General features: G+C 60.7%; 21 protein-coding genes and 1 pseudogene. 8 read left to right on the top strand and 14 right to left on the bottom strand.

Translation table 11 applies throughout. The annotated features are described in order from the left end of the window. Positions 1-21 precede the first annotated feature (21 nt). Positions 22-1,338: an ABC transporter substrate-binding protein gene (locus CJ014_RS04975; RefSeq protein ID WP_100079438.1), complete on the bottom strand. Its 1,317-nt coding sequence runs from the start codon at positions 1,336-1,338 to the stop codon at positions 22-24. 536 nt (positions 1,339-1,874) lie between these two features. Continuing rightward, on the bottom strand, positions 1,875-3,131 hold the full coding sequence (locus tag CJ014_RS04980; RefSeq protein WP_245427113.1) for an ROK family protein: 1,257 nt from the start codon (positions 3,129-3,131) through the stop codon (positions 1,875-1,877). 233 nt (positions 3,132-3,364) lie between these two features. Between CJ014_RS04980 and CJ014_RS04985 the strand changes: the two genes are divergently transcribed. Genes CJ014_RS04985 through CJ014_RS05005 form a run of 5 tightly spaced genes read left to right on the top strand, consistent with a single transcriptional unit; the run spans position 3,365 to position 7,547 of the window. Further along, positions 3,365-4,354 carry a sugar ABC transporter substrate-binding protein gene (locus CJ014_RS04985; RefSeq protein ID WP_100079439.1) on the top strand — a complete coding sequence of 330 codons (990 nt, stop codon included), beginning with the start codon at positions 3,365-3,367 and terminating at the stop codon, positions 4,352-4,354. Positions 4,355-4,410: 56 nt separating this feature from the next. After that, complete coding sequence (locus CJ014_RS04990) at positions 4,411-5,430, top strand: ABC transporter permease (RefSeq protein WP_100079440.1); 1,020 nt, start codon at positions 4,411-4,413, stop codon at positions 5,428-5,430. Then, positions 5,427-6,191, top strand: a complete 765-nt coding sequence (locus CJ014_RS04995) for an ATP-binding cassette domain-containing protein (protein ID WP_100079441.1) — start codon at positions 5,427-5,429, stop codon at positions 6,189-6,191. Before CJ014_RS04990 ends, CJ014_RS04995 begins: the two co-directional genes overlap by 4 nt. Positions 6,192-6,205: 14 nt before the next feature. Next, on the top strand, positions 6,206-6,652 hold the full coding sequence (locus CJ014_RS05000) for a C-glycoside deglycosidase beta subunit domain-containing protein (protein ID WP_245427115.1): 447 nt from the start codon (positions 6,206-6,208) through the stop codon (positions 6,650-6,652). 1 nt (position 6,653) lies between these two features. After that, positions 6,654-7,547: a sugar phosphate isomerase/epimerase family protein gene (locus CJ014_RS05005; protein WP_100079442.1), complete on the top strand. Its 894-nt coding sequence runs from the start codon at positions 6,654-6,656 to the stop codon at positions 7,545-7,547. Between the two features lie 193 nt (positions 7,548-7,740). Here the strand turns inward: CJ014_RS05005 and CJ014_RS27770 are convergent, their stop codons facing one another. Together CJ014_RS27770 and CJ014_RS05010 are read right to left on the bottom strand one after the other, a co-directional pair. After that, positions 7,741-7,899, bottom strand: coding sequence for a hypothetical protein (locus CJ014_RS27770; RefSeq protein ID WP_165790749.1), 159 nt, complete (start codon positions 7,897-7,899; stop codon positions 7,741-7,743). 141 nt (positions 7,900-8,040) lie between these two features. Then, positions 8,041-8,433 (bottom strand): winged helix-turn-helix transcriptional regulator, encoded by a 393-nt coding sequence (locus tag CJ014_RS05010; RefSeq protein ID WP_100079443.1) that lies wholly within the window; start codon positions 8,431-8,433, stop codon positions 8,041-8,043. 93 nt (positions 8,434-8,526) lie between these two features. On the opposite strand from CJ014_RS05010, the gene CJ014_RS05015 reads away from it, so the two are divergent. Continuing rightward, complete coding sequence (locus tag CJ014_RS05015) at positions 8,527-9,252, top strand: SDR family NAD(P)-dependent oxidoreductase (RefSeq protein ID WP_100079444.1); 726 nt, start codon at positions 8,527-8,529, stop codon at positions 9,250-9,252. 135 nt (positions 9,253-9,387) lie between these two features. Continuing rightward, a pseudogene (locus CJ014_RS05020) lies at positions 9,388-9,558 on the top strand (DUF736 family protein); the annotation flags it as partial. Between the two features lie 28 nt (positions 9,559-9,586). Here CJ014_RS05020 and CJ014_RS05025 read toward each other — a convergent pair. The 6 genes from CJ014_RS05025 to CJ014_RS05050 all read right to left on the bottom strand — a co-directional run bounded on the left by CJ014_RS05025 (position 9,587) and on the right by CJ014_RS05050 (position 15,978). Then, complete coding sequence (locus CJ014_RS05025) at positions 9,587-10,654, bottom strand: ABC transporter ATP-binding protein (RefSeq protein ID WP_100079446.1); 1,068 nt, start codon at positions 10,652-10,654, stop codon at positions 9,587-9,589. 31 nt (positions 10,655-10,685) lie between these two features. Beyond that, positions 10,686-11,540, bottom strand: a complete 855-nt coding sequence (locus CJ014_RS05030; protein ID WP_100079447.1) for a carbohydrate ABC transporter permease — start codon at positions 11,538-11,540, stop codon at positions 10,686-10,688. Continuing rightward, positions 11,530-12,462 (bottom strand): carbohydrate ABC transporter permease, encoded by a 933-nt coding sequence (locus tag CJ014_RS05035; protein WP_207765672.1) that lies wholly within the window; start codon positions 12,460-12,462, stop codon positions 11,530-11,532. Before CJ014_RS05035 ends, CJ014_RS05030 begins: the two co-directional genes overlap by 11 nt. A 74-nt stretch (positions 12,463-12,536) precedes the next feature. Then, positions 12,537-13,751: an ABC transporter substrate-binding protein gene (locus CJ014_RS05040; RefSeq protein ID WP_100079448.1), complete on the bottom strand. Its 1,215-nt coding sequence runs from the start codon at positions 13,749-13,751 to the stop codon at positions 12,537-12,539. Positions 13,752-13,835: 84 nt separating this feature from the next. Then, positions 13,836-14,624: a DUF4037 domain-containing protein gene (locus CJ014_RS05045; RefSeq protein ID WP_245427117.1), complete on the bottom strand. Its 789-nt coding sequence runs from the start codon at positions 14,622-14,624 to the stop codon at positions 13,836-13,838. A 31-nt stretch (positions 14,625-14,655) separates the two neighbouring features. Then, on the bottom strand, positions 14,656-15,978 hold the full coding sequence (locus tag CJ014_RS05050; protein WP_100079449.1) for an alpha-L-fucosidase: 1,323 nt from the start codon (positions 15,976-15,978) through the stop codon (positions 14,656-14,658). Positions 15,979-16,179: 201 nt separating this feature from the next. Between CJ014_RS05050 and CJ014_RS05055 the strand changes: the two genes are divergently transcribed. Further along, positions 16,180-17,187 carry a LacI family DNA-binding transcriptional regulator gene (locus tag CJ014_RS05055; RefSeq protein ID WP_100079450.1) on the top strand — a complete coding sequence of 336 codons (1,008 nt, stop codon included), beginning with the start codon at positions 16,180-16,182 and terminating at the stop codon, positions 17,185-17,187. A gap of 115 nt (positions 17,188-17,302) precedes the next feature. On the opposite strand, the gene CJ014_RS05060 is transcribed toward CJ014_RS05055, so the two are convergent. The 4 genes from CJ014_RS05060 to CJ014_RS05075 form a co-directional block, all read right to left on the bottom strand. After that, positions 17,303-18,250 (bottom strand): ABC transporter permease, encoded by a 948-nt coding sequence (locus tag CJ014_RS05060; protein WP_100079451.1) that lies wholly within the window; start codon positions 18,248-18,250, stop codon positions 17,303-17,305. Between the two features lie 18 nt (positions 18,251-18,268). Then, the gene (locus CJ014_RS05065) at positions 18,269-19,774 is read right to left on the bottom strand and encodes a sugar ABC transporter ATP-binding protein (RefSeq protein WP_100079452.1); all 1,506 of its coding nucleotides are present in this window, start codon (positions 19,772-19,774) and stop codon (positions 18,269-18,271) included. Positions 19,775-19,905: 131 nt separating this feature from the next. Then, positions 19,906-21,168 carry a tagatose-bisphosphate aldolase subunit GatZ gene (gene gatZ / locus CJ014_RS05070; RefSeq protein WP_100079453.1) on the bottom strand — a complete coding sequence of 421 codons (1,263 nt, stop codon included), beginning with the start codon at positions 21,166-21,168 and terminating at the stop codon, positions 19,906-19,908. 63 nt (positions 21,169-21,231) lie between these two features. Next, a complete protein-coding gene (locus CJ014_RS05075) occupies positions 21,232-22,245 on the bottom strand; it encodes an alcohol dehydrogenase catalytic domain-containing protein (RefSeq protein ID WP_100079454.1) in 1,014 nt (337 codons plus the stop codon). Positions 22,246-22,394 lie beyond the last annotated feature (149 nt).

The following is a 22,394-nucleotide window of genomic DNA, read 5'->3' on the forward strand; positions in this document are numbered from 1 at the left end:
GCCCGCGCCGTGGACTGGCGGTCAGAGAGAAGGCTTGGGCAAATTCTGGGTGAGCCCTTGTGCCTTTTCTTCGGCGAAGGTCGTTTCTGCCTTCTTGAGCATATCGGCAGCGCTCATCCTGCCGAGCCAGACGGATTCGATGTCCTCGAACATCACCTGGTTGGTGGCAGGGGGAAAGAACGTGCCGATCTTGAAGCCGAAGCTGCCCTTGTCGACCGCGGTCGTCATATCGGCCATGGCGTCGAGGAAGGACTTGGTAAGACCGGTGGCCTCGGGATCCCTGGGGAACTGTTTCAGCGGAATGCCCCAGTAGCCCGGCCAGACTTCGGCCATGCCGGCGGCGAACTCGGGCGAGAAAATGCGGTCGAGCACAAGGGCGGCGCCGTCCTTGACCTCGGAATGGGCATTGATCGACAGCGTGAAGGCGACGCCGATGTCGTAGATCGGATAGGGCTGCGCGGCATCGAGACGGGGGATCGGCGCGAAGGCGAAATCGTCGGCCGTGGCATCCTTGAAATAATTGGTCGCCCACTGGAAGCCGATCGACGGCGCGAAGAAGAACGGCGCCTTCTTTTGGCTGACCAGGGAAATCGACTCGTCGAAGTTCAGCGAGAAATAGTCCTTGCCGCCGAGATAGCCGGCGTTGAACCAGCGGGCGGACTCGTCGATCGCCCTGGTCATTTCCGGCGAGGTCCAGCCCTCGCCGCTGGTCAGGATGTCGTAGAACTTGGCGGGCCCGACGATGTTGTTGACGAAGATCGAGGCGTAGTTCTCGTTGACCGGCTGCCAGCCCTTGTTGCCGGTCACCGAGGCGTAGAGGCCGTCGGCCTGCGCCGCCTTCATCACCGTCTCGACCTCCTCGAGGGTCTTGGGAACGGCCCAGCCTTTTTCGGCCAGCAGCGCCTTGTTGTAGAACATGCCGTCGGAGATCAACGACGGCGGCAGGCAGTAGAGGTGGCCGAGCTGCTGGCAGGTATCGAGCACCGGCTTCAGCAGCCTGTCGGACCAGCCGTATTTCTCGGCGTAGGGCTCGAGGGGCTCAAGCGCGCCGGCCTTGGCGAGCGGGGCGATGTAGGACGGCCCCGAGGTGTAGACCAGGTCGGGGCCTTCGCCGGCCAGTACGGAGACGCGGACATTGTTGTCCACGTCGTTGTTGTAGTCCATCTGCAATTCATATTGGTCCTGGCTGGCGTTGAACGGCTCGACCAGGTTCTTTTGAAAGGCTTCCTGCAGGTTGGGCGGAGCTCCCCAGAACCATAGCGTGATCGGCTCCCTGGCCAGGGCCTGCGAAGACGCGGCGACCAGCAGCGATGCTGCTGCAATGGCGACTTTCGACATATGTGAACTTCCCTGTTGGTGTCCTTTCCGGACGTTCCCCTGAGAGCCCGTTATTCAGGTCTCTCCAGCAAGGAAGTTAAACGTTTCATTTAATGCGTCAAGTCCATTTCCCACGGGAGGGAGATGGCATTTCCGCCTTCAGTTCGAGGAGGAGGTTGGGCTATGGAAGTGGGAAACCGGTCGAAATCTGCAAGGTCTTCGGAATCGATAAGACGTTTTGGATGGGGCCATCAGCTTCGGCTCATATGCTTCCAAGGACCGCCTTCTCCATGGAGAACAGTTGAAGCGGAAGGTGGTGGCCAGTTGGCTCCCGCGGATATAGCTATTGCGCACGGAAACAGTATGCCGGCAATCCACGTGGCTACAGGCCTGCTGTCATAAACTGCATCATGTCGTGGAAACGTCCTCGCCGCGGCAACCCCCCACAAGCTTGTTGTCGCCGCTGTCGCAAGAAGATTGGTAACTACCGCAAATGCTATCCTGAAAGCCAGCTATTCCAGGAGACGTCAGAGCCTCGCACAAATACAGTTGCGGGTTTAGGGGTGTTCAACTTCGACGGATTCGGGAACCGTTATTTCAGGAGAGCCGGCTGCAAACCACCGCGCCAGTTCCTGTGGCGAGAACAGCTCGTCGAGCACCATGTTTGCCGCGCCGATCAGGCCGGCTGTCTGAGGATGTTCCACTGCCTGAATGGTCAGTCCTTCGGTGACGAACGGCAGGGAGTGATGAAGGATCGCCTCGCGCAACGCGGCAAAAAACAACGTGCCGGTCTGGAGCAAACGGCCGCCGACGATCAGCAGCGCGGGGTTCATGACATTGATGGTGGCTGACAGAATTCGGCCGATGTTGTATCCGGCGGCCCGCGACAGCTCGATGGCAAATGGGTCGCCCAGCCGGGCTGCCTCCCCGATAGCACCGAGATCGATGTCGGCCTGGCGCGCAAGGGCGGGACTCTCCCCGGACTCGGCGGCGGCCACCGCTTTGCGAACCAAGGCCTCGCCACCGAATACCGCCTCGATGCATCCCCGCCGGCCACAGCGGCAAAGGGCGTCATCGGTGCCGTATGCAGCGATATGGCCAATGTTGCCGGCCGCTCCTTGGGCTCCGCGCACAAGCGTGCCGCCGGTGACAATGCCGCACCCCAATGCGAGATCGGCGTGGACGTAGATGAAGTTCTCGTGGTCGCGGGCGTTGCCGGTTCTGAGCTCGGCAACGGCCAGGAGGTTGTCGTCGGTGTCGAGCCACGCCGGCGCGCCAAAGGGCGCCGAAAGATGCTTTCTGAAAGGAAAGCCGCGCCAGGAGGCCGGCAGCGAGGGCGAGTCGATAAGCGTGCCGCTGGCAAAGTCGATATGGGCCGGAATACCTCCTCCGATACCCCAGACGTCCGTCCTGGTCTTGCCCAGCTCCGAAAGTTGGCCGTCCCAGGTCTTGATCAGCCATTCGACGAGAGGTTCAGGGCCGGAGGCGAAGTCGTTCTCGGCGTGTTGCCGGTGCAGAAGATGTCCGGAAAGATCGGTGATGCCGACATCGACGCCTTTGAGATTGACGTAGAAGACGAGCAGCACCCCGGCCTCGGCGTTGATCTGCAACTCACGCGCCGCGCGCCCACCCGTCGAAGCCCCGAGCTCGCCTTCGCGCACGAGACCAGAGGCCAGCAGTTGCGCGACCCGTTCGACGACGATCGTTCGACCGAGGCCGGTTGCCCGCTGGAGTTCGGGCTTCGACCGTGCCCGGCCACTGCGGATATGGTCCAGTACAGTGGCCAACGCCGTCATTTGCACGTCCGCGCCCATGCTCTCTTCCGATCCGAAACCCACCGATCTTCAATACGATACCAGGTGGCCAGCAAGTCAATTGGGATACCTGTTGTAACACGCCCCTTGCACTTTTGCATTAATAATGCAAAAGATTGATCGTCATGTGCAGATACATGGTGCGGGAGGAGACCTCACTAACACTGCATCGAGCGGTGGCGCACCTCGCCAGGCGTCCGGTCGTGCGTGAGGACTTGCAAAAGGAGGATTTCATGAGCGCGAGAACTCTCTGGATCGCCTCGGCGACAATCGCCGGCGTAACCCTGCTGGCAGCGACCGGCCTTGCCGCTGCGAAGGATGCGCCCAGGCATATTTCCATCGCCTATAGCGTCGACGTGCTCGACGAAACGCAGAACGTGGCGCTGCAATACATGCTGGATCGCGTCAAGCAGATCAACGCCGAACGCGACGACATCGAGGTCACCTTCGAGACCTATGATGCTCAGACCAGCGTCGACAAACAGCTTTCCGACGTGCAGACGGCACTGATCAAGAAGCCGGATGTGCTGATCTTCAGCGCCGTCGACGCGGTTGGTTCGCTGCCGGCCGCCGAGGCCGCCAAGAGAGCTGGTGTCCTAGTCATCGACCGCCGGCCGTCCGATCCGGAGCCCGCCGCCTATGACGTGGCCTTCTACGCCTATGACGAGGCGCGCTACGCCAACACGACGAACGATTGGATCAAGGCCTATCTCGACGCCCATCCCGATGTCGTCCTCAAGGTCGGCCTCATCTATGGCGCCCCGGCCCAGACGGCCCAGCTCCGCCGCGCCGATACCATCAAGGAACTCACCAAGCAGATCCCCGACCGCATCAAGATCGTGGCCGAAGGCTACGGAAACTGGCTGACCACGACGGCGCAGAACCTAACCCAGGATTGGCTGCTTGCCCATCCGGACATGAACTATGTGGCCGCCGCCAACGACATCATGGCCCTTGGCGCGTCCAACGCACTGATCAATGCCGGCCGTTCCGACGTGCTGGTCAGCGGCTATGATCTGACTGCCGACGGCGTGCAGCGCGTGTCGAAAGGTACCCAGACCCTGACAGTCGGCACCAGCCTGGCCGACAACGGCCAGATCGTCGATGTCGCGGTGGGCCTCGTCGAAGGCACCTTCAAGGACAAGACCTACTACGTCAGTCCCGTCTACGCCATCGACGCGAGCAATGTCGGCGACTATCTCGCCAAGACATCCAAGCCCTGACCTTCCTCTTGGCAGCGGGGCCGGATCTGCATCCGGCCCCGAACCGGAGTTTCGCCATGAGTTTTAATGCTTCGACCGCCGACGCAAGTCCGGTCCGACGGTTGCTGCTTGCCAACAAGGCGGTCATCTTCGCCATTCTGCTGGCGGCGGCGCTGTCGGCCACCTCGCCCTATTTTCTTCTGCAGGCCAATCTCCTGGCCCTGCTCGACCAGATCGTCGTGATGACGGTCGTGGCGCTCGGCTATACGCTGATCCTGGCGATGGGCGAGATCGACCTGTCGCTCGGCGGCGTCATCCCGCTGATCGGCATCGTCATGGCCAAGCTCATGGCCAATTATGGCGTGCCCTTCGAGTTCGCCATTGTCATCGGCATCATGCTCGGCGCGCTGTGCGGCGCGATCAACGCCACACTGATCTCCCGTTTCGACCTGCCGCCGTTCATCGTAACGCTGGCGACCGGCGCGCTATTCACCGGCACGCTCTACATCGTGTCCAACCTCATCCCGGTGTCGAACCTGCCCGAGGGCTTCCTGGCCATTGCCAGAACCCGCGTCGCTACGGTCATTCCGCTGCCGGTGATCCTTCTCTTCCCGGTCGCCATCGCCTTCTACCTCGTCGCCAAGCGGTCGGTGTTCGGCCAGCATGTCATCGCGCTCGGCGGCAATCCCGAAGCCGTCCGCGTCGCCGGCATCAACATCGAAATGTTGCGGCTGAAGGTCTACGCGCTGGCCGGAGCCTGCTATGCCCTCGCCGCCGTGCTGCTCACGGCCCGGTCGGCGTCCGCGCAGATCGCCGCCGGCTCCAACCTCATGCTGCTCGTCATCACCGCGGTGGTCGTCGGTGGCACACCGCTGCTCGGTGGCAAGGCCGACATGATCGGCACCTTCTTCGGCTGCCTGATCCTCGGCATGATCAGCAACGGCCTCAACCTTCTGGGCGTCAACGCCAACTTCCAGGTGATCGTACAGGGCTTGCTCATTCTTCTTGCCCTCGTTCTCGATGTCGAATCCGCCAAGCTCCTGTTGCGGCTGGACAAACGGCGCATGCAGCGCCTGCGTGGGGAGGGTGGACGATGACCGACCAGCCGATTGTCGAAATGATCAATGTCAGCAAGGCATTCGGAGGCGTGCAAGCCGTCGATGACGTGTCCCTTGCGGTCGCCCCCGGCGAGGTCGTCGGCCTGCTCGGCCACAACGGCGCCGGCAAGTCGACGCTCATCAAGATGCTTGCCGGCGCCCAGCCACTCGACAGCGGGGAAATCAGAATTTCCGGGCAGCCGGTCAACATTAGCTCGCCGCGCGATGCCAAGGACCTCGGCATCGAGACCATCTACCAAACGCTGGCGCTGGCCGACAATCTCGACGCCGTCGGCAACCTCTTCCTCGGCCGGGAAATCCGCCAGGCCGGACTGTTCCTCGATCGCCGGAAAATGTTGTCGGAGGCGCGCGAGGTGTGCGCGCAGATCAACCCGCGCTTCACCAACCTTACCTCGCCGGCGCGCAACCTGTCCGGCGGACAGCGCCAGTCGATCGCCATCGCCCGGGCGGTCTATTTCAACGCCAAGGTTATCATCATGGACGAACCCACCGCCGCGCTCGGCCCGGGCGAGACGGCGCAGGTTAAGGAACTGGTCGAGCGCCTCAAGGCCCGGGGCGTCGGCATCATCCTCATCAGCCACGACATCGAAGACGTCTTCGAGCTCGCCGACCGCATGGTGGTGATGGCCGGCGGACGCGTCGTCGGCCGCGTCGACACTAAAGACGCCACCCGGGAGCAGATACTCTCCATGATCATCATGGGCTCTGCGTCCCCGGCTGCCCAGATAAGCCCAATCTGATAAGGACATAGCCAATGCCGGCAGGCACGAACTACTGCATTTCCGAGGGAATGCTCGGCAAGCAGTTCATCGAACTCGACCGCGACCGGGACGGCGTCACCGACCATGTCGCCATTCCGGTTTTCAACCAGTTTCTGCACCCTAACCATCCGCTGGGCTGGATCCGCAAGCTCGACGTGGCCATCGACGGCAAGTCCGTGCCCCCCGAGCGCATGGCCTTCGTCGTGCGGGACCAGTGGATCGCCTTCGAACATCTCGCCTCGATCACCGACATCTGGTGGTACATGCACGAGGAGGCCAGGATCGTAATCAAGGGGCCGCCCATACCCGCTGGCGAGCATCAGGTAACCTGCACTTTCGCCGTTTCCCTGCATGTCCACACGCCCAACATCGACCGGGACGATTGCTGGCCGTCGCTGGAGCAAACCATAACTGCCACTCTCATTGCCGGAACACTCTGAAATGCAGCACAGCCTCGCCGTCAGCGTCTGGTCGCTGCAACGGCTCACCCTGACATTGGGCACTCCGCTCAACGACCTCATGGGCATCATCGCCGGCATGGGCGTCGACCAGATCGAAATCAACGAAGATTACCTTCGCCTTGCGCCCTACGACACGCCGCACGGCCATCGCTTGCTCCGCAAAGCTGCCGCCGAAAACGGGGTGAAGATAGCTTCGCTCTGGTTCTACACCGACCTGATCGGGGCTAGCGTATTGACCAGCGTCGACGCGGTCGCCGACCAGTTGAAGGATTACCTCGCCATCGCCGCCCTGGTCGGCAGCCCGCGCATTACCATTCCGATCGGGGAAGGGCCGTCCGACCTTTCCTTTGAGCGCGGATACGGCATCCTGACTGATGTATTCGCCAAAACCCTTCCCGTAGCGGACGATTACGGCGTCGACATCGGCCTTGAAGTGGGCCGGATGATCGGCCGCTACCAGACGCCCGAGGGTGCCCTGAAATTGATCGCCGACCTGTGCTCCACCCGGCTGAAAGTGGTGCCGGACTTCGAGGCTTGGCGCCATGAAACCCCGGACTTGCCACTGACTCACGTCGAAAGCATGAGCCTACCGACGGAGCCGGCGTCGATCGACCTGTTCAGGCGATGTCTCCCGCATGCGTCGCTCATCCACGCCAAGCTGCTACGGCTCGACGAGACGGGCAGCGAGCCGCATTTTCCGCTCGACGAGCTGATGCGCGCGGTCCGGGAGAGCGAAAAGGACCATATCCTCGACATCGAGTTCGAAGGATGGATCCCCGATATCGATCCGGACCGCGATTGCATCGTCGAGACCCGGCGGTGCGTTGCTTTGCTGAAGGCCCATTTATCGGTCGGCACAAAGCCTTCTCATTGAGCCGTGCCTTCTTCCAAAACCAACTAGACTGAGATGTCTTGAACTTGAGCCTTGTGATTTCGCACGTTCACTGTGGATTGCCGCAAGACAGCCCATCTAGACCAAAACTCCGTACCGCCGATTATCGGATAGAGCTTCCGCCGGTCCAAACGGGTCGGCGGAAGCGTTTGCCAAACCGGACAGATCTGGTGGCTCAGCGCGTCGTGCCGGCGGGAACATGGTCCATCGGGTAGCTGGCGCTGGCCTTGATCGACGCAGCCGCATCGGTGGGGGCATTGGGATCGTCCTGCTCGATGATGTACCACTTCGCGCCGGCGGCATTGGCGGCCGGTAGGACCTTCGTCCACGGCATAATCCCGGCGGCTATAGTGCGAGGCGGGCAGCGCCCGGCCGGTCAGATGGCTGGCAAGATGCGACAGGTTCACCGTGCGCGACTGCGCAAGGCCGGTGATCAAAGCCGCGAGGCTCGATAGACGGCTCTTGCTCGAACCAATCACTTCCGCTGCTGTTTAGCCTCTCTGTCGTATAATGCCTGGTGGGCTTCAATGTCGCTTATGTGCCCCAGCACCCACATCGAGAGTTGCATAAGGGGTATAGCGAGTGATTGGCCGCGCTCAGTAAGACCATACTCGACCTGGGGCGGCACGGTTGGAAAGACTTGGCGTGTCACCATGCCGTCGCGTTCCAGAGACCTCAGCGTACGAGTGAGCATTTGCTGAGAAATTCCACCGATCAGGCGCTTCAATTCGTTGAAACGTCGCGGCTGCCCGCTGAGCATCGTAATGGCGAGAATAGTCCATTTGTCTCCCAGGCGGCCGAAGATGGCGTTGACTTTCCGACAGTCGGCGTTGGTACCGGGCTGGTCTGGGGGCGTAGGCATATCCATGTGACTAGGCCTCTAAAATATGCGTTCTTGCAGTAAAGGCAGTCAGTAAACCATATCTGGTCAGCAAAACATACCGCCCTCCAGGAGTAGGTTATGGCTGACAAGAAGACGATTGCCATTTTTGGTGCCGGGTCCGGGCTTGGTGCCTCGCTTGCCACGCGGTTCGGACGGGAAGGATATGCGGTAGCGCTCGTTGCACGTCGTGCCAATCCGCTCGACCAGAGCGTCGCCGAACTCGCGCGTACAGGCATCGAGGCCGCCGCTTTCCCGGCCGATCTTACCAATCTCGACGGCATTCCTGCGCTCGTGCGCTCCATTGAACAACGCTTCGGTTCCATCGATGTCGCTATTTATGCGGCCCTCCCGTCCAACGTCGGGTTCGTGCCTGCCGTGGATCTTGATGCGGCAACTCTTCGGTCCATGGCTAGCGTTTTTACATTCGCGCCCGTCGAGGTCGCGCACTCTGTGCTGCCCGGCCAGTTGGCACGCGGTGATGGCGCGATCGTCATCGTCGGCGGACTGAGCGCGTTGGTTACGATGCCTGGGCTGAGTGGGGTTGGTCCGTTGATGGCGGCCGCACGTAATTATGCTCTTACACTCAATGCTGAGGTGGCACGGCAGGGCATCTACGCTGGAACCGTGAATATCGGTGCAATGATCGATCGTTCCGCAGGCCTTCGCGCGGCGACCGCTGGAGGCAAGGAACTGGACCCGAGTTTTCCGGTGGTCGATCCCGACGACATCGCCGAAGAAATATGGGTCTTGATCAACAAACGCGATAGGGCTGAACTCATCCTGCCGCCACTACCTCAGTCCTGATGGAAGAATGTAGCTGCTCCCTTCAAGATGATGAAACGTAGCCCATGCCGCATGGTCACGAGCATTTGGCATTCCGGTCGATCGCCATCGAGGCCGCATGGAACGGGCTCGGAAACGGAAAACGGAGATTTGAAAATGGCGACCATCGGCACCTTCAAGAAGACCGGCTCGAACGAATTCACCGGCGACATCGCCCCCCTCAGCGTCCAGGCCAAGGGCGTGCGCATCGTCCCCGACACCCGCGCCACCGGCGAGAACGCCCCCAACCACCGCATCATGGTCGGCCGCGCCGCCTTCGGCGCCGCCACTGCGGTGCCCCCACTGATGGCTTTGTTCAGTGCAGCCGCTTGCCGCTCGCCAGATCGAACAAATGTACCTTATTCGCATCGATCCTGAGTGGGACAGGCTGGCCAACCGATACCGAGGGGCGATCCCTGACAGCAGCAATGATCGATTGAGAGCCCACCTGCAATTGCAGATGCGTGTCGGAGCCCGTTGGCTCAACGATGTTTACTCTGGCCTGGACCCCGTCCGGGCCGACGGCGATATGCTCTGGTCGGATTCCAAGGCGAACCGACTGTCCGAGATAAGCGCGGGCGCTCTCCGGTAGTGGCCAGTGCACACCCTCTTCCGTTTGCAGCTCCGCCGTTCCGCCCCGTTCCACGACAAGACCGTCGATAAAATTCATCGACGGCGAGCCAATGAACCCGGCGACGAAACTGTTGGCAGGCTCATCGTAAATTTGGAGCGGGGGACCGACCTGTTCGATACCGCCACCGTGCATCACCACGATGCGATCGGCCATGGTCATCGCTTCCATCTGGTCATGAGTTACATAGACCATGGTGGTGCCTAGTCGCTGATGCAGCGTCTTGATTTCCGTGCGCATCTGCACGCGCAATTTGGCATCGAGATTGGAGAGCGGCTCATCGAACAGGAAGACTGCCGGATTGCGTACGATCGCGCGCCCCATTGCCACGCGCTGGCGCTGTCCGCCGGACAATTGCCGTGGGTAGCGATCGAGAAGCGCGGTGAGATCGAGAATGCCGGCGGCGTCATCGACCTTTTGTTCGATCTCCTGCCTGCTGCGACGCGCAAGCTTGAGCGAAAAGGCCATATTGTCGCGAACGGTCATATGCGGATAGAGCGCATAGGTTTGGAAGACCATGGCGATGTCGCGCTCATTGGGCTCAAGATCGTTGACGACACGGTCGCCGATTTCGATTTCGCCGTCGCTTATGCTTTCCAGCCCGGCGATCATCCGAAGCAAAGTGGATTTGCCGCAGCCCGACGGGCCGACGAGCACTACGAACTCTCCGTCCTGTGCGGCAACGGATACGCCATGCAGTACCTCAAGCGCGCCATAACGCTTGATGACGTTGCGGATCGTCAGTTTCGCCATGTCCCAGCTCCCGAGAGTGTTTGCAAGGTGCCTAGCGCCCGCCCATGCCCGCATTGAGAGCGATGCTGTTGTAGATGAGCTTCTGGAGGATGATCGCGAGGAAAATCCCGGGAAGCATGGAAAGGGTCGCGCCCGCCATCAAATAGTTCCACTGCGTGCCCTGCTGGGTCTGGAACATGGTGAGCCCCACCGGCAGCGTTGCATTGTCGGCGCCGGTCATCACGATCAATGGCCAGAGAAAGTTGTTCCACTGCCCCATGAAGGTGAACAGCGACAAAAGCCCGATGGCCGGCATCGACAGCGGCACGATGATGCCGATTAGGATGCGTAGCCGTGAGGCACCATCGATCCTCGCGGCCTCCTCCAGTTCCATGGGAATGGAGAGGAAGAATTGCCGCATCAGGAAAGCGCCGAAGGTGCCGAACGAGATCGGCAGGATAACCCCTGGAAAGGTATTGACCATGCCCAGTCTGTTGATGATCAGAAACAGCGGGATAATCAGCATCAGCGGCGGCACCATGAGTGTGCCGATATATCCGAGCAACAGCGTCTCGCGCCCTTTGAATTTCAGCCGCGCGAAGGCATAGCCGGAAAGACATGAAACCACGACGGTGATCGCCGTAACGCAGACGGCGATGATGGCGCTGTTGAGGAAGAACCGGCCGAAGGGCAATCTGGTCCAGGCGGCTACAAAATTGCCCCATTCGAAAACCTTCGGCAGGATGCGCACCGGTATCGCCATCACCTCGGCGTTGGAGCGCACGGCGTTGGAAACCATCCAGAAGAACGGGAACAAGAAGGCAACCGCGACGATGGCCAATGCGGCATGATTGATAACGTCGAGCACCAGTCTTCGGCGTGCCTTGGCCTTGGACTTAGTTGTCATAATGCACCCATTTACGCTGGAACCAGAATTGCAGCGCCGTCAGTGCCATGATCAACGCGAACATGACCCAGGCGATGGCCGAAGCGTAGCCCATCTGGAAATTCTGGAAGCCTCGCTGATAGATGGCATAGCCGAGCGTTGCGGTTGCCGAGCCTGGCCCACCCTTGGTCATGACGAAGATCTGGTCGAAGACCTGCAGCGAGGTGATCGCCGTCATGACCGTGCCGAAGAACAGCGTCGGCGAGATCAAGGGCAGACGGATTTTCCAGAAGCGATCCCAGGCTGTGGCGCCGTCGATCCGCGCGGCCTCCAGGTAGCTTGCCGGCACCATGTCGAGTGCGGCGTTGAACAGCACCGTATTGTACCCGACGCCGGCCCAGATCGAGGTGAGGATCACCGCCTGCATGGCCAGGGTTTGGCTGTTGAGCACGCCCGAAAACGGCAGCGAGAGCCGCTCCATAAGACTGTCGAAAAGGCCGCCGCTGGTGAAGATCAGCATCCAGACGATCGCAACCGCGATGAGCGGCGTGAAGGTGGGAAGAAAGAAGATCCCCCGGAACCATCGCTGCCCGAACTTCAGGCTGGAGATCCATGTCGCCAGTCCAAGCGATACGACGATGTTGAGGATCAGATATTCTACCGTGAAGAACACGGTATTGCGCAGGACCGTCCAGAATTGCGGATCGGCCGTAAACAGGCGGGTATAATTGGCAAAGCCGACGAAATGCGGCGTACCGAGCAACTGCCAGTCGGTGAAGCTCAGTGCGATCGAAGCAAAGATTGGCAGGACGAGAAACAACAGAATGCCGATCAGGCCCGGCAGCAGGAAGAAGAATGCCGTTCGTCCTTCCCCGGCCCGAAACCATCTTCTCGGGCGCGTTTTTGATTGCGTGATTGCACTGCGGTGTTTGTCCAGCATCATAGGCCTCTCCTTTCCGGCAGGGCCGTGTCGGCCAGGCCGGCGCACCCGGCCGAAGACCGGCCGGGTACCGAGGGTTAGGGAAGCTGGTTCTGAATGTCGGCGAGCACCGCCTTGGGTTCCGTGTCTCCCGTCAACGCCACGGGTACATATTGCATCACAAGATTCTCGAACTGGTTCCATTTCTCGTTGATGCGGAAGGGGGTTGTGTGGGCGAACATGTATTGCAGGGTATCGCGGGTGCCGCTGACGCTCTTGGCGGCGACGTCGTACCAGTAGGTCTGCTCGGCAAGCCGTGCCGGCAGAGCACGGCCGGCTGAGCCGAGGATTTCTGCGGCCTTCGGACCGGTCAGCACCTGCAATGCCTTGAAGGCGGCATCCTTGTGCTGGCTGGTTGCGGAAATACCCCAGCCCGAACCGGCGGTGATGAAACGCGATCGATCGTTTCCGCGTGGCAACGGCGCGGTGCCGATCTCGAAGTCGGCATTGGCCTGGGCCGTGAGCAATGTCCAGGGACCGTCGATATACATGGCCACATTGCCCGAGGCAAAACGACCGCTGGCCGCAGACGCGTCGGCAGCGGACGCAAAAACGGGCGAGAGCTTGTCCTTGGCGGTCAGGTCGACATATTTGCCGAACGCCTCGACAAAGCCCGGATTGGTCAGGTCGAACTGGTTGTCCGCGTTGAAATATTCGGCACCCAGAGCGATGGGGCCGGCGATGAAGTCGAAGGCCTGCGTCCCGTAGCCGTAAGTCCCGTCTTTGGTCAGCGCCTTGGCCGCAGCCTTGAAATCGTCGAACGTCCAGTCCTTGGCCGGCTCCTTCAATCCGGCCGCTGCAAACTTGTCCCGGTTGTAGAACACCATCCACGGACCGACGTCGTAGGGCAGCGCATAGAGCCTGCCATCATAGGAAAGTCCGGCCATGATCGAGGTCTCGAAATCTGCAACCTCCACTCCGCCGTCTTTCACATAGTCGTCCAGCGGCTCAAGCAGCGAATAGAAGTTCGGCATGCGCATGGACTGCATCGAGATGATGTCGGCAACTTGCCCCGATGCTGCCAGAACCGGCAGGCGCGTCCAGTAATCCGTCCAGCCCGAGAGCTGCAGTTCGACCTTGATGTCCGGGTATTGCCGCGTGACGAGATCGGCCAGTTGCTGCCAGAGCTGCGTATCGTTCGGCGCACCCCACATTTGCCATGTGATGGTGACGGTCGAGTCCTGTGCTTGCGCGCCGATGCCCAGCAGGGAACTGGCAGCAAGGGCCGCAGCGAAGATCGATGAACGTTTCATGCTGGTTCCTCCTCTTTGACGACGGTTGCGGTGACGGTCTTCAGAGCCCGGGTCTCTCCCTTCCGGTTCGACCAAGCAGTTCTTTCAGGCTGCGATCAGATCCTCCAAGTCGGCGATCATTCTGATCAGTTCCGCTCTCTGGCGTTGCCAGGCGTCGGGATCGTGTCCCGGCTCCAGGATAGCGGTCATCCGCTGAAGGAAATCGGGCGGCAGCCGCTCGAGCTCGGCCGCCATGGGCAAGTTCCAGCCATCGCCCGGATAGTAGGTCCGGTTGAAGGCAAAGACGGTCTGCAAAATGGCGTTGACCAGTTTCCCCGTAAGCCCGACCAGAAAGACGAGGTCACGGCGAACGACCTTGCTCTCGTAATGGTAGTCCTTGGCCCAGTAGCGTAGAATGTCCATATGCTGTTGCAGGATCGAGGCTCTGAGCGCCTCGGGATATTGTGCAAGCTGTTGTTTCCATCCGGCCAGCAAACCGCGTGGATCAACGATGATCCGCTGGCTGGCGAGATCTGTCGGCAAGTGATACCCCCAGATCGTCCACTCGAAATTTCTCGGCACGGCAACACCGGCCAGCCAGGCGTCGAGATCGCGGCGCACCCCGGCGTAGCGGCGCATCCAGACCCCTTCCATCCGGATTCCCTTGACCTGCCAGTCGCGCATGGCTTCCTCGAACCGCTTCCACGAACCTGTGCGCCTGAGCTCCGGCCCGCGATAGGCATCGGCATAGACCCGGAAGTCGAAATCCGATTGCGCATCCGACCATCCCTTGCCGCGCGAGCCAGCCAACGCGACGGCGCCATCGCCGTCTTCGGCCAGGTCGGCGATCAACGGTGTCATCGTTGCAACGAGTTCGGCTTCGCGGCTCATCATAATGGCACCGCAGACCCGTGCCGAAGCACGCTTAATCCTTGAGGATCAGTTCGATCACCGGCACCACGACATCGGGCTTGATGACCGGCAACTCGAGGCTCAGCATGTCTTCTCCGACGGCAACGCCGATATTGGAATCGACTTCGGCATCCGGATCGAGCCAATGGATTTCGCTGGCGTCATGCAGGAATTGCGCATACCTGACCTTGCGTCCCAAGCCTTCGATATGAATGTGCCGGAACGGCCAAGTCTGGACATGCAGATAGAGCCGGTTGCCCTTCTGGGTGAAACGGCAACCATTCGGCGCCTTGTATATCGACGGCCCGGCCCCGTAGATCGCGCGTCCGTTGAGACGCATCCATTCGCCATAGACGTCGAGCGCCTTGATGACGCGGGCGTCGAACGTGCCGCGTCCGGTGGGGCCGACATTCATCAACAAATTGCCGCCGAGCGAGACCGTATCGATCAGGATGTTGAGAAGCTGACCCGCATCCTTCCAACTCGTCTCGTCGCGATGATAGCCCCAGGAGCCGCTGAAGGTGTGGCAGGCTTCCCAGCGCACCGGCAGCCCGGCGACGGTCGGCGCGATACGCGGCGTATATTGTTCCGGCGTCACGAGATCGGGCAGATGGTTTTCGTCGCGCGGCAGGTCGAGGCGGTCGCCGACGATGATGTCGGGCTGCAACTCCCGCACCAGCTTGATCAGGCTCTCGCTCTCCCAGTCGGCACGCCCCTTGCCGGGGAATCCCTTGTAGTCGCGGCAGGGATAGCTGAAGTCGAACCAGATCACGTCGATTTTGCCAAATTCCGTCAAAAGCTCCGTCACCTGATCGCGCATGTATTTGGCATAGCGGGTCATGTCGCGGCCCTGATTGAGCTTGGCCGCATCGGGATGGTTGCGTAGCGGGTGATGCCCATCGATCGGGAAATCGGGATGATGCCAGTCGAGCAGCGAGTAATAGAAGCCGACCTTGAGCCCTTCGGCCCGCAGAGCTTCGACATAGGGGCCGATAAGGTCCTTGCCGTAGGGCGTATTGGTCACTTTGTAGTCGGTGACCTTGCTGTCCCACAAACAGAAGCCTTCATGGTGCTTGGCGGTCAGCACCACATACTTCATGCCGGCTGCGCGGGCGCGGCGCGCCCATTCGCGAGCGTCGTAGAGATCTGGATCGAAGTTGTCGAAATATTTCTGATAAGCCTCGGTGGTGAACTCTTCGCGGCTCTTCAGCCATTCGTGCCGAGCGCCGAGCGTATAAAGCCCGAAATGGATGAACATGCCGAACCGATCGTGCGCAAACCACGCCTTGCCATCGGTCGCATCAGGACCTCCTCTGACCGTTCCCACGTTGCTCACAATATCCTCCCAGATATTTTGCTCAATCGAACCGGTTCGATAATCCGTAGATCCTTTCATTGCGGATGTCAAGCATGCTGTTGAAAACTTCAGCCATTGTATTGTGTGAATTCATATAGATGTTAGTTCTATGGTAGAAGCTTTAGGGAATGCGCCTTTCGTCGGGAAGGCTTGAAATTATAGAAGCGGTTCGAAGGACTGATGGCCACAATTCGTGATGTCGCCAAGCTCGCTGACGTATCCGTATCGACGGTCTCATTGGCCTTGAGCAATCCGGCCCGTGTCAGTCAGAAGACTCTTGAAAAAATCCGGGAGGCCGTTACGGCGGTCGGCTTCGTCGCCGATCCGCTTGCCCAGAGCCTTGCTCGCGGGCGCAGCCGCATGATCGGCTTTATCGTCGGCAATGTCGGCAACCCGTTTTTCGGGGACATCCGGCGCGAGTTGGAAAACTACGCGCTCGATCGCCAGCACTTCGTCGTCGTCACCGATTCCTCGGGCAAGACGACGCGCGAGAAGGCGATGGTTGAGCACCTGATCGGCCTTAAGGTCGCGGGCCTGGCGCTAGCGCCTTCCGGCTACGATCAGGAGTATGTTGACTTCATCGCCGGCTTGAACGTTCCGGTCGTCTGCTTCGACCAGAAGGTGGCCGGTATCGAACGCGATTTCGTCGGCTCCGACAACCATCTTGCCGGCGCGATGTTGACCGAGCATCTCCTGCAACTCGGCCACAGACGTATTGCCTTCATTACCGGCCCGAGCCACATGCATACGGCGACGGAGCGTTATCGCGGGTTCACGGACACGATGGCAAGTGCCGGTGTGGAGGTGAATCCCAATTTCGTCGTCGATGGGCAGTTTACCCGCACAGCCGGTTACGATGCGGCGATGCGCCTGCTCATCCAGCCCGAACGGCCCACCGCAATCATCGGCGCCAACAATACGGTGGCTCTGTCTGCGCTGCAGGCCATGCAGGAATTGGGCTTCCGCTGCCCTGAAGACATTTCGCTGGCCATGATCGACAATGTGCAATGGAGTTCGGTCATCACCCCGCGCATCACCATGGTGGTCCAGGATACCTTGGCTTTGGGTAGCATCATTGCCCGGCGCCTCATGCACCGGATTACCGACCCTCAAGGCGCCGTCGAGCCGCCGCAGGATTTCGTCCTGACCCCGAAATTCGTTCCTGGCAATTCCTGCCGAAGGGTCTAGAGCGTTTCCTCGTTTCATGGAAACGCGAAAACACTCTATCTTTTTGAATTGACGCATTTTCTTCACGCGAACCGGTGTCCACTTCGCTCGAAAATGCTTTAGATCTCGTTCGGCTTCAATGAGCGGTCGAGACACGCCGTTTGGCGCTCTCGAGCAAGACAGCGAGAACGATGATCACGCCCTTCACCACCTGCTGATGATAGCCGGGAATGTCCATCAGGTTCATCAGGTTGGAGATCATGGACAGGATCAGCGCGCCGATCAGCGTGTTGATCACCGTGCCGCGGCCGCCGGCCAAGCTGGCGCCGCCGACCACAACCGCCGCGATGGCATCGAGCTCGAAGCCGATGGCAAGGATTGGCGAACCGACGCCGGTGCGCGTTGCCGAAACAACGCCGGCGATGGCACAGGTGAAGCCGGAGATGGCATAAACGGCGAGCTTGATGGCGGTGAGGTTGATGCCCGAGAAGCGCGCTGCCGTCTCGTTGGAGCCAATGGCGATAACCAGGCGGCCGAAAACGGTCTTCCGATTGAGGAACAGCGCGGCGGCCGTAATGAGGATTAGCAGGAAAAACAGAAGAGGAATGCCGGCGAAGGAGGCGCTACCGAAATCCATGAACGACTGATTGTCGATGAAGATCGGCTGTCCCTTGGAAACGATCAGCGACAGGCCGCGCGTAATCGTCATGGTGGCGAGCGTGGCGATGAAAGGCGCAATGCCGAAGTTCGCGACCAGCGAGCCGCTGACCAGACCGCAGAGAATGCCGACGATGAGCGAGATGACGATGGCGCCGGTCACGCCATAGTCGGGGATGGCGAGCGCCGTCACCACCGATATCAGCGCCATGATCGAGCCGACGCTAAGGTCGATGCCGCCGGTCAGGATGACGTAGAGCAGGCCAAGCGACACGATGCCGAGCGGCACGCTCTGACGCAGGATGTTGGTTATGTTGTCGGGCGTAAAGAAACGGTCGGACAGAAGGCCGGCGGCGATCAGCATCAGCACGAAGACGACGACGGTCGACTGGGTGAGCACCAGACGGAACAGCTTGTTGGCAGTCATGAATTCCCCCGAAAACTCTCAATGGATGCGGCGCTTGGGAATGGCGAGACGCATGATGGCTTCCTCCGTCATCTCGCTGCCCTTGAGTTGGCCGGCGATTTGTCCTTCGCTCATCACATAGGTCCGGTGGCAGAGGCCGATGATCTCGACGAGTTCCGAAGAGATCACCAGGATGCCGACGCCCGAAGCCGCCAGCGCGGCGATGATTGCGTAGATTTCCACCTTGGCGCCGACGTCGACGCCGCGCGTCGGCTCATCGAGGATCAGCACCTTGCAGTTGGTGTTGAGCCACTTGGCGACGATCACCTTCTGCTGGTTGCCGCCCGACAGCGAAGACAAGGCATCGCTCAAGGCTCCGAGCTTGATCTTGACGCGCTCCTGCGATGCCTGGGCGATGCGGCGTTCGGCCCGCGCATCGCTGATCCCGTAGCGGCTGATGGCGCCGAGATTGGTCATCGTCATGTTTTCGCGGATGCTCATCGGCAGGATGCCGCCCTGACGCTTGCGGTCCTCCGGAACCAGACCGATGCCGGCACGCATGGCGTCGGCCGGCTTGCGGATGACGCGACGCTTGCCCGACACCTCAATGGTACCGCCGTCGATAGGGTCGATGCCGAAGATCGCCCGCACCACTTCCGAGCGTCCCGAGCCGATCAGGCCGGAAAGGCCAACAATCTCGCCTGCGCGCAGCGTCAGCGAAATGTCGTCGAGCACGCCGGAACGACTGAGGCGGTCGACCTTGAGCAGTACGTCGCCGGAGGCGGCCTCCGTCGGCTTTGCTGGAAACAGGGCCTCAAGCTTGCGGCCAACCATATTGGTGATGATGTCATTTTCAGTGCAGGCCCTGGGGTCGAGATCGGTGACCGTTCGTCCGTCCTTGAAGACGGTGATGGCGTCGGCGATGCGGAAGATCTCCTCGAGGCGGTGCGAGATGTAGATGATGGTGATGCCGCTCTCTTTGAGCTTGCGCAGGTTATCGAACAGGACGTCGGTTTCCGGATCGGCCAGTACCGCCGTCGGCTCGTCGAGAATCAGCACGCGGCAATCCTGGATGACCAGCGCCTTGGTGATCTCGACGATCTGCTGGTAGGCGACCGACAGGTCGCCGCACAGCGTCTTCGGCGAAATGTTAAAACCGAAGGCAGTGAGTGCTTCGCCGGCCTTCCGGTTCATCGTCTTCCAGTCGACGAACGGCGATCCGTTGCCGAGGTCGCCGAGGAACATGTTCTCGGCCACCGACATGTCCGGTGCCAGCGCCAGTTCCTGATGGATGATGGCGATGCCCCGCTTCTGACTCTCGACCGGGCTGGTAAAATCGACAGCGTCATCGAAGACCTCGATTGTGCCCTTGTCGCGGCGCAGGATGCCGGCGAGAATATTCATCAGCGTCGACTTGCCGGCACCGTTTTCGCCGACCAGCGCGTGAATGGTGCCTGCCCGGACGCGTAGGTCAACGTCCCGCAGGGCATGCACGCCCCCGAATGTCTTGCCGACGCCTTCGATGCGAATTGCGTAGTCGGACATATATCCTCCTCGGCCCTGTCCTGTGGCGGCTCCCGTAAAGGCTTGAATCGCAAGCAGTTGTCGCCAGCTATTATGGCCCGGCGCCGATTTGCCCCTCCACAAATCGGCGCCGGATTGGTCGGCCAGCAGTGTCAGTTCAATTGCCCGTAACAACCGAACCGATAGTCGTCGAGCACCTGCCAAATTTTGTCCAGCACGATGGCTTCGGCCGTCACCGCCCCATTTCCGAGGCGAGCGCGTTCGTGGCCCGCGTACTGCCGGACGAGACCGATCGGCAGCGCGATGGACGACAGGTTGGCAAACAGCCGGTCGACGCTGGCGTTCACGGCCGGGTGAGGCCAATAGTAGCGAATACGATCCGACTGGCTGTAGATACGCAGCAACGACTGCTCCGAGAAGGTGCCCGGATAGTATTTCTGCCAGTAGCCGGGCTCGTCGAGCATCACGCGGTCAATGACGCGCCGGAGATCCGAGCGATTTTCGACTGGTATCAGTTCATCTTCGATAGCAGCCAGCGCGAACAGCCCCTCGCGCAGAGCGTAAGTGAGCGCCGGTCCGACCTTCAGGATGGCAAAATGATCACGCACCAGCTCGCGAAGCTGTTCGCGCGGCTGGAAATCGGTCGAGTGGGCTTCGTAGACAAGCCCCTTGCGACCTTCGATGAACCGGGAAAGACTGGCCGCCTTCTCGGAAGCATAGGCGATGATGCCGGCATTGTCGAAGTCGACACCCGGCTGGACGACTACGCCAACGACGCGCTCGAAAGCCGCCTCGAGGCCCCGGGAGGCAAAGGCCCGGCGGTGCGTCTCGATCGTCGATTCAACGTCGGCGGTGCGGGTAACCTGGATGCCGGCCAGACCGTTGGCCTCGCCTCCGGGTACCGGAACTTCGGTTCCGATAATGTAGAGCGGCTCGACGCCCTCGGGGCGGGCAGCTTCAGCCGCAGCGCACAGGTCGGCGGCGCGTTCTGCGGCGAGCGCCGGGTCGATCGGGTCGGTTTCTCCGGCGACGGCCATCGAGGCGTCGAGATGAATCTTCCGGAAGCCGGCGGCCACATAATCGGCAAGCAGACGCCGGGACAGTTCCATCGCCTCGGCAGGTTGCTTGTTGCGCCACGTATTGGGGCCGAGATGATCGCCGCCGAGGAACAGGCGCTCGCGCGGGAAGCCGATCTCGTCGGCGATGCCCCAGACGAAATCCCGAAAGTCCGCCGCTGTCATGCCGGTGTAGCCGCCGAACTGGTTGACCTGATTGGAGGTCGCCTCGATCAACACTACCCGATCGGTGTGAAGATCGTAGAGGAGAGCGGCGCGGATCACCAAGGGATGGGCCGAGCAGACCGAGCAAATTCCGACCGGTTCGCCGCTGGCATGCCGAGCTAGAATGTTCTTCATCTTTTCCTCGTCAAGTCATCGCAGGAGAAAGCAACCTCATCGATGAAGCCCTTTCCCCAAGCATCAGTGAGTGAAGTCGGTGACCGTCACTTTCCGGAGATCACCATCGCTAGCCTGCATGCGCAGGATGTAATCCGGGCACTCGGAAAGCTTGATCTGATGGGAGACGATGTCGCTGACGTCGATGGTCTTGCTCTTCATGAGATCGATCGCCTGGATGCTGTTCTTCAGCGAAGTGAAGGAGGCAATGACAGAGATTTCCTCGCGATAGACACGGAAATGGTCGAGAGCAATCTGTCCGGTCTTGTGCGGCACGCCGAAAATCAGAACTCGTCCACGCGGGCGGGTCAGCCGGTTGGCGGCCTCGGCAACGAGGGCCGAGCTGCCGGAGGCGTCAGCGACGGCATCGTAGACTTTGTCGGCGATGTCGCTGGAACTGGAATAGACCTCGCCGAATCCCATCGCAGCGGCATTGGCAAGGCGCTGAGGATTCCTTTCGAGATAGTCGACGCGGGCAGCGCCACGCGCCTTGATCAGGCGCCCCATCAGAATGCCGATCGGACCGGCCCCCAGGATGAGAACATGTTCCGCCCAACCGACGCCCAACCGTTCGGTGGCGTGCACGACGCAGGAGAGCGGCTCGACCAGGGCGCCTTCGACGAACGAAAGATCGCCGATATCGAAAACGCCCCGCTCATTGACGATGACGTACTCGGCCATGCCGCCGGACCGATTGACGCCCGGCACCACCATGTTGCGGCAGAAGTGATGCTCGCCGCGCAGACATTCCGGACAATTGTTGCAGGGCACATTGGGCTCAACCGCCACGCGGGACCCGATCGATATCCGCGTGCAGGCGGGGCCCACGGCGACGACTTCACCGGCAAACTCATGACCCGGCACCACCGGATAGGAGGCGGTAAAGCCGCCGTTGTAGATGTGAACATCGGTGCCACAGATGCCGCTGGCCCGAACCCGGATCAGAACTTCGTCGGCCTTGGGGTCGGGGCGCGGTACATCGGCAATCGCCATCTTGCCAGGCTCGGGAATGATCAGGGATTTCATCAAGGATTGCATAGACGCTCTCCAGAAACCGATCGGGCACTGCTCGGATAATCACTGACCGAGATTGCTAGTGGTTCGATCCCGACGGTTAGGTCGCTAGGGGACCTGAGGACTCAGTCTGTTGTTGGTTGGAAGCGGCGATACGCCGCTTCCGTTCTCGT

This window comes from Pleomorphomonas carboxyditropha, assembly GCF_002770725.1.
GTDB lineage: Bacteria > Pseudomonadota > Alphaproteobacteria > Rhizobiales > Pleomorphomonadaceae > Pleomorphomonas > Pleomorphomonas carboxyditropha.

Excerpts from the sequence above, each read along its gene's own strand:
- CJ014_RS04985 (WP_100079439.1), top strand. The coding sequence starts at position 3,365 with ATGAGCGCGAGAACTCTCTGGATCGCCTCGGCGACAATCGCCGGCGTA.
- CJ014_RS05030 (WP_100079447.1), bottom strand. The coding sequence starts at position 11,540 with ATGACAACTAAGTCCAAGGCCAAGGCACGCCGAAGACTGGTGCTCGAC.
- gatZ (WP_100079453.1), bottom strand. The coding sequence starts at position 21,168 with ATGAAGAACATTCTAGCTCGGCATGCCAGCGGCGAACCGGTCGGAATT.
- CJ014_RS05010 (WP_100079443.1), bottom strand. The coding sequence starts at position 8,433 with ATGGATATGCCTACGCCCCCAGACCAGCCCGGTACCAACGCCGACTGT.
- CJ014_RS04990 (WP_100079440.1), top strand. The coding sequence starts at position 4,411 with ATGAGTTTTAATGCTTCGACCGCCGACGCAAGTCCGGTCCGACGGTTG.
- CJ014_RS05040 (WP_100079448.1), bottom strand. The coding sequence starts at position 13,751 with ATGAAACGTTCATCGATCTTCGCTGCGGCCCTTGCTGCCAGTTCCCTG.
- CJ014_RS05000 (WP_245427115.1), top strand. The coding sequence starts at position 6,206 with ATGCCGGCAGGCACGAACTACTGCATTTCCGAGGGAATGCTCGGCAAG.
- CJ014_RS05055 (WP_100079450.1), top strand. The coding sequence starts at position 16,180 with ATGGCCACAATTCGTGATGTCGCCAAGCTCGCTGACGTATCCGTATCG.
- CJ014_RS04995 (WP_100079441.1), top strand. The coding sequence starts at position 5,427 with ATGACCGACCAGCCGATTGTCGAAATGATCAATGTCAGCAAGGCATTC.
- CJ014_RS04980 (WP_245427113.1), bottom strand. The coding sequence starts at position 3,131 with ATGGGCGCGGACGTGCAAATGACGGCGTTGGCCACTGTACTGGACCAT.
- CJ014_RS04975 (WP_100079438.1), bottom strand. The coding sequence starts at position 1,338 with ATGTCGAAAGTCGCCATTGCAGCAGCATCGCTGCTGGTCGCCGCGTCT.
- CJ014_RS05025 (WP_100079446.1), bottom strand. The coding sequence starts at position 10,654 with ATGGCGAAACTGACGATCCGCAACGTCATCAAGCGTTATGGCGCGCTT.
- CJ014_RS05060 (WP_100079451.1), bottom strand. The coding sequence starts at position 18,250 with ATGACTGCCAACAAGCTGTTCCGTCTGGTGCTCACCCAGTCGACCGTC.
- CJ014_RS05005 (WP_100079442.1), top strand. The coding sequence starts at position 6,654 with ATGCAGCACAGCCTCGCCGTCAGCGTCTGGTCGCTGCAACGGCTCACC.
- CJ014_RS05035 (WP_207765672.1), bottom strand. The coding sequence starts at position 12,462 with ATGATGCTGGACAAACACCGCAGTGCAATCACGCAATCAAAAACGCGC.
- CJ014_RS05075 (WP_100079454.1), bottom strand. The coding sequence starts at position 22,245 with ATGCAATCCTTGATGAAATCCCTGATCATTCCCGAGCCTGGCAAGATG.
- CJ014_RS05015 (WP_100079444.1), top strand. The coding sequence starts at position 8,527 with ATGGCTGACAAGAAGACGATTGCCATTTTTGGTGCCGGGTCCGGGCTT.
- CJ014_RS05045 (WP_245427117.1), bottom strand. The coding sequence starts at position 14,624 with ATGATGAGCCGCGAAGCCGAACTCGTTGCAACGATGACACCGTTGATC.
- CJ014_RS05065 (WP_100079452.1), bottom strand. The coding sequence starts at position 19,774 with ATGTCCGACTACGCAATTCGCATCGAAGGCGTCGGCAAGACATTCGGG.
- CJ014_RS27770 (WP_165790749.1), bottom strand. The coding sequence starts at position 7,899 with ATGCCGTGGACGAAGGTCCTACCGGCCGCCAATGCCGCCGGCGCGAAG.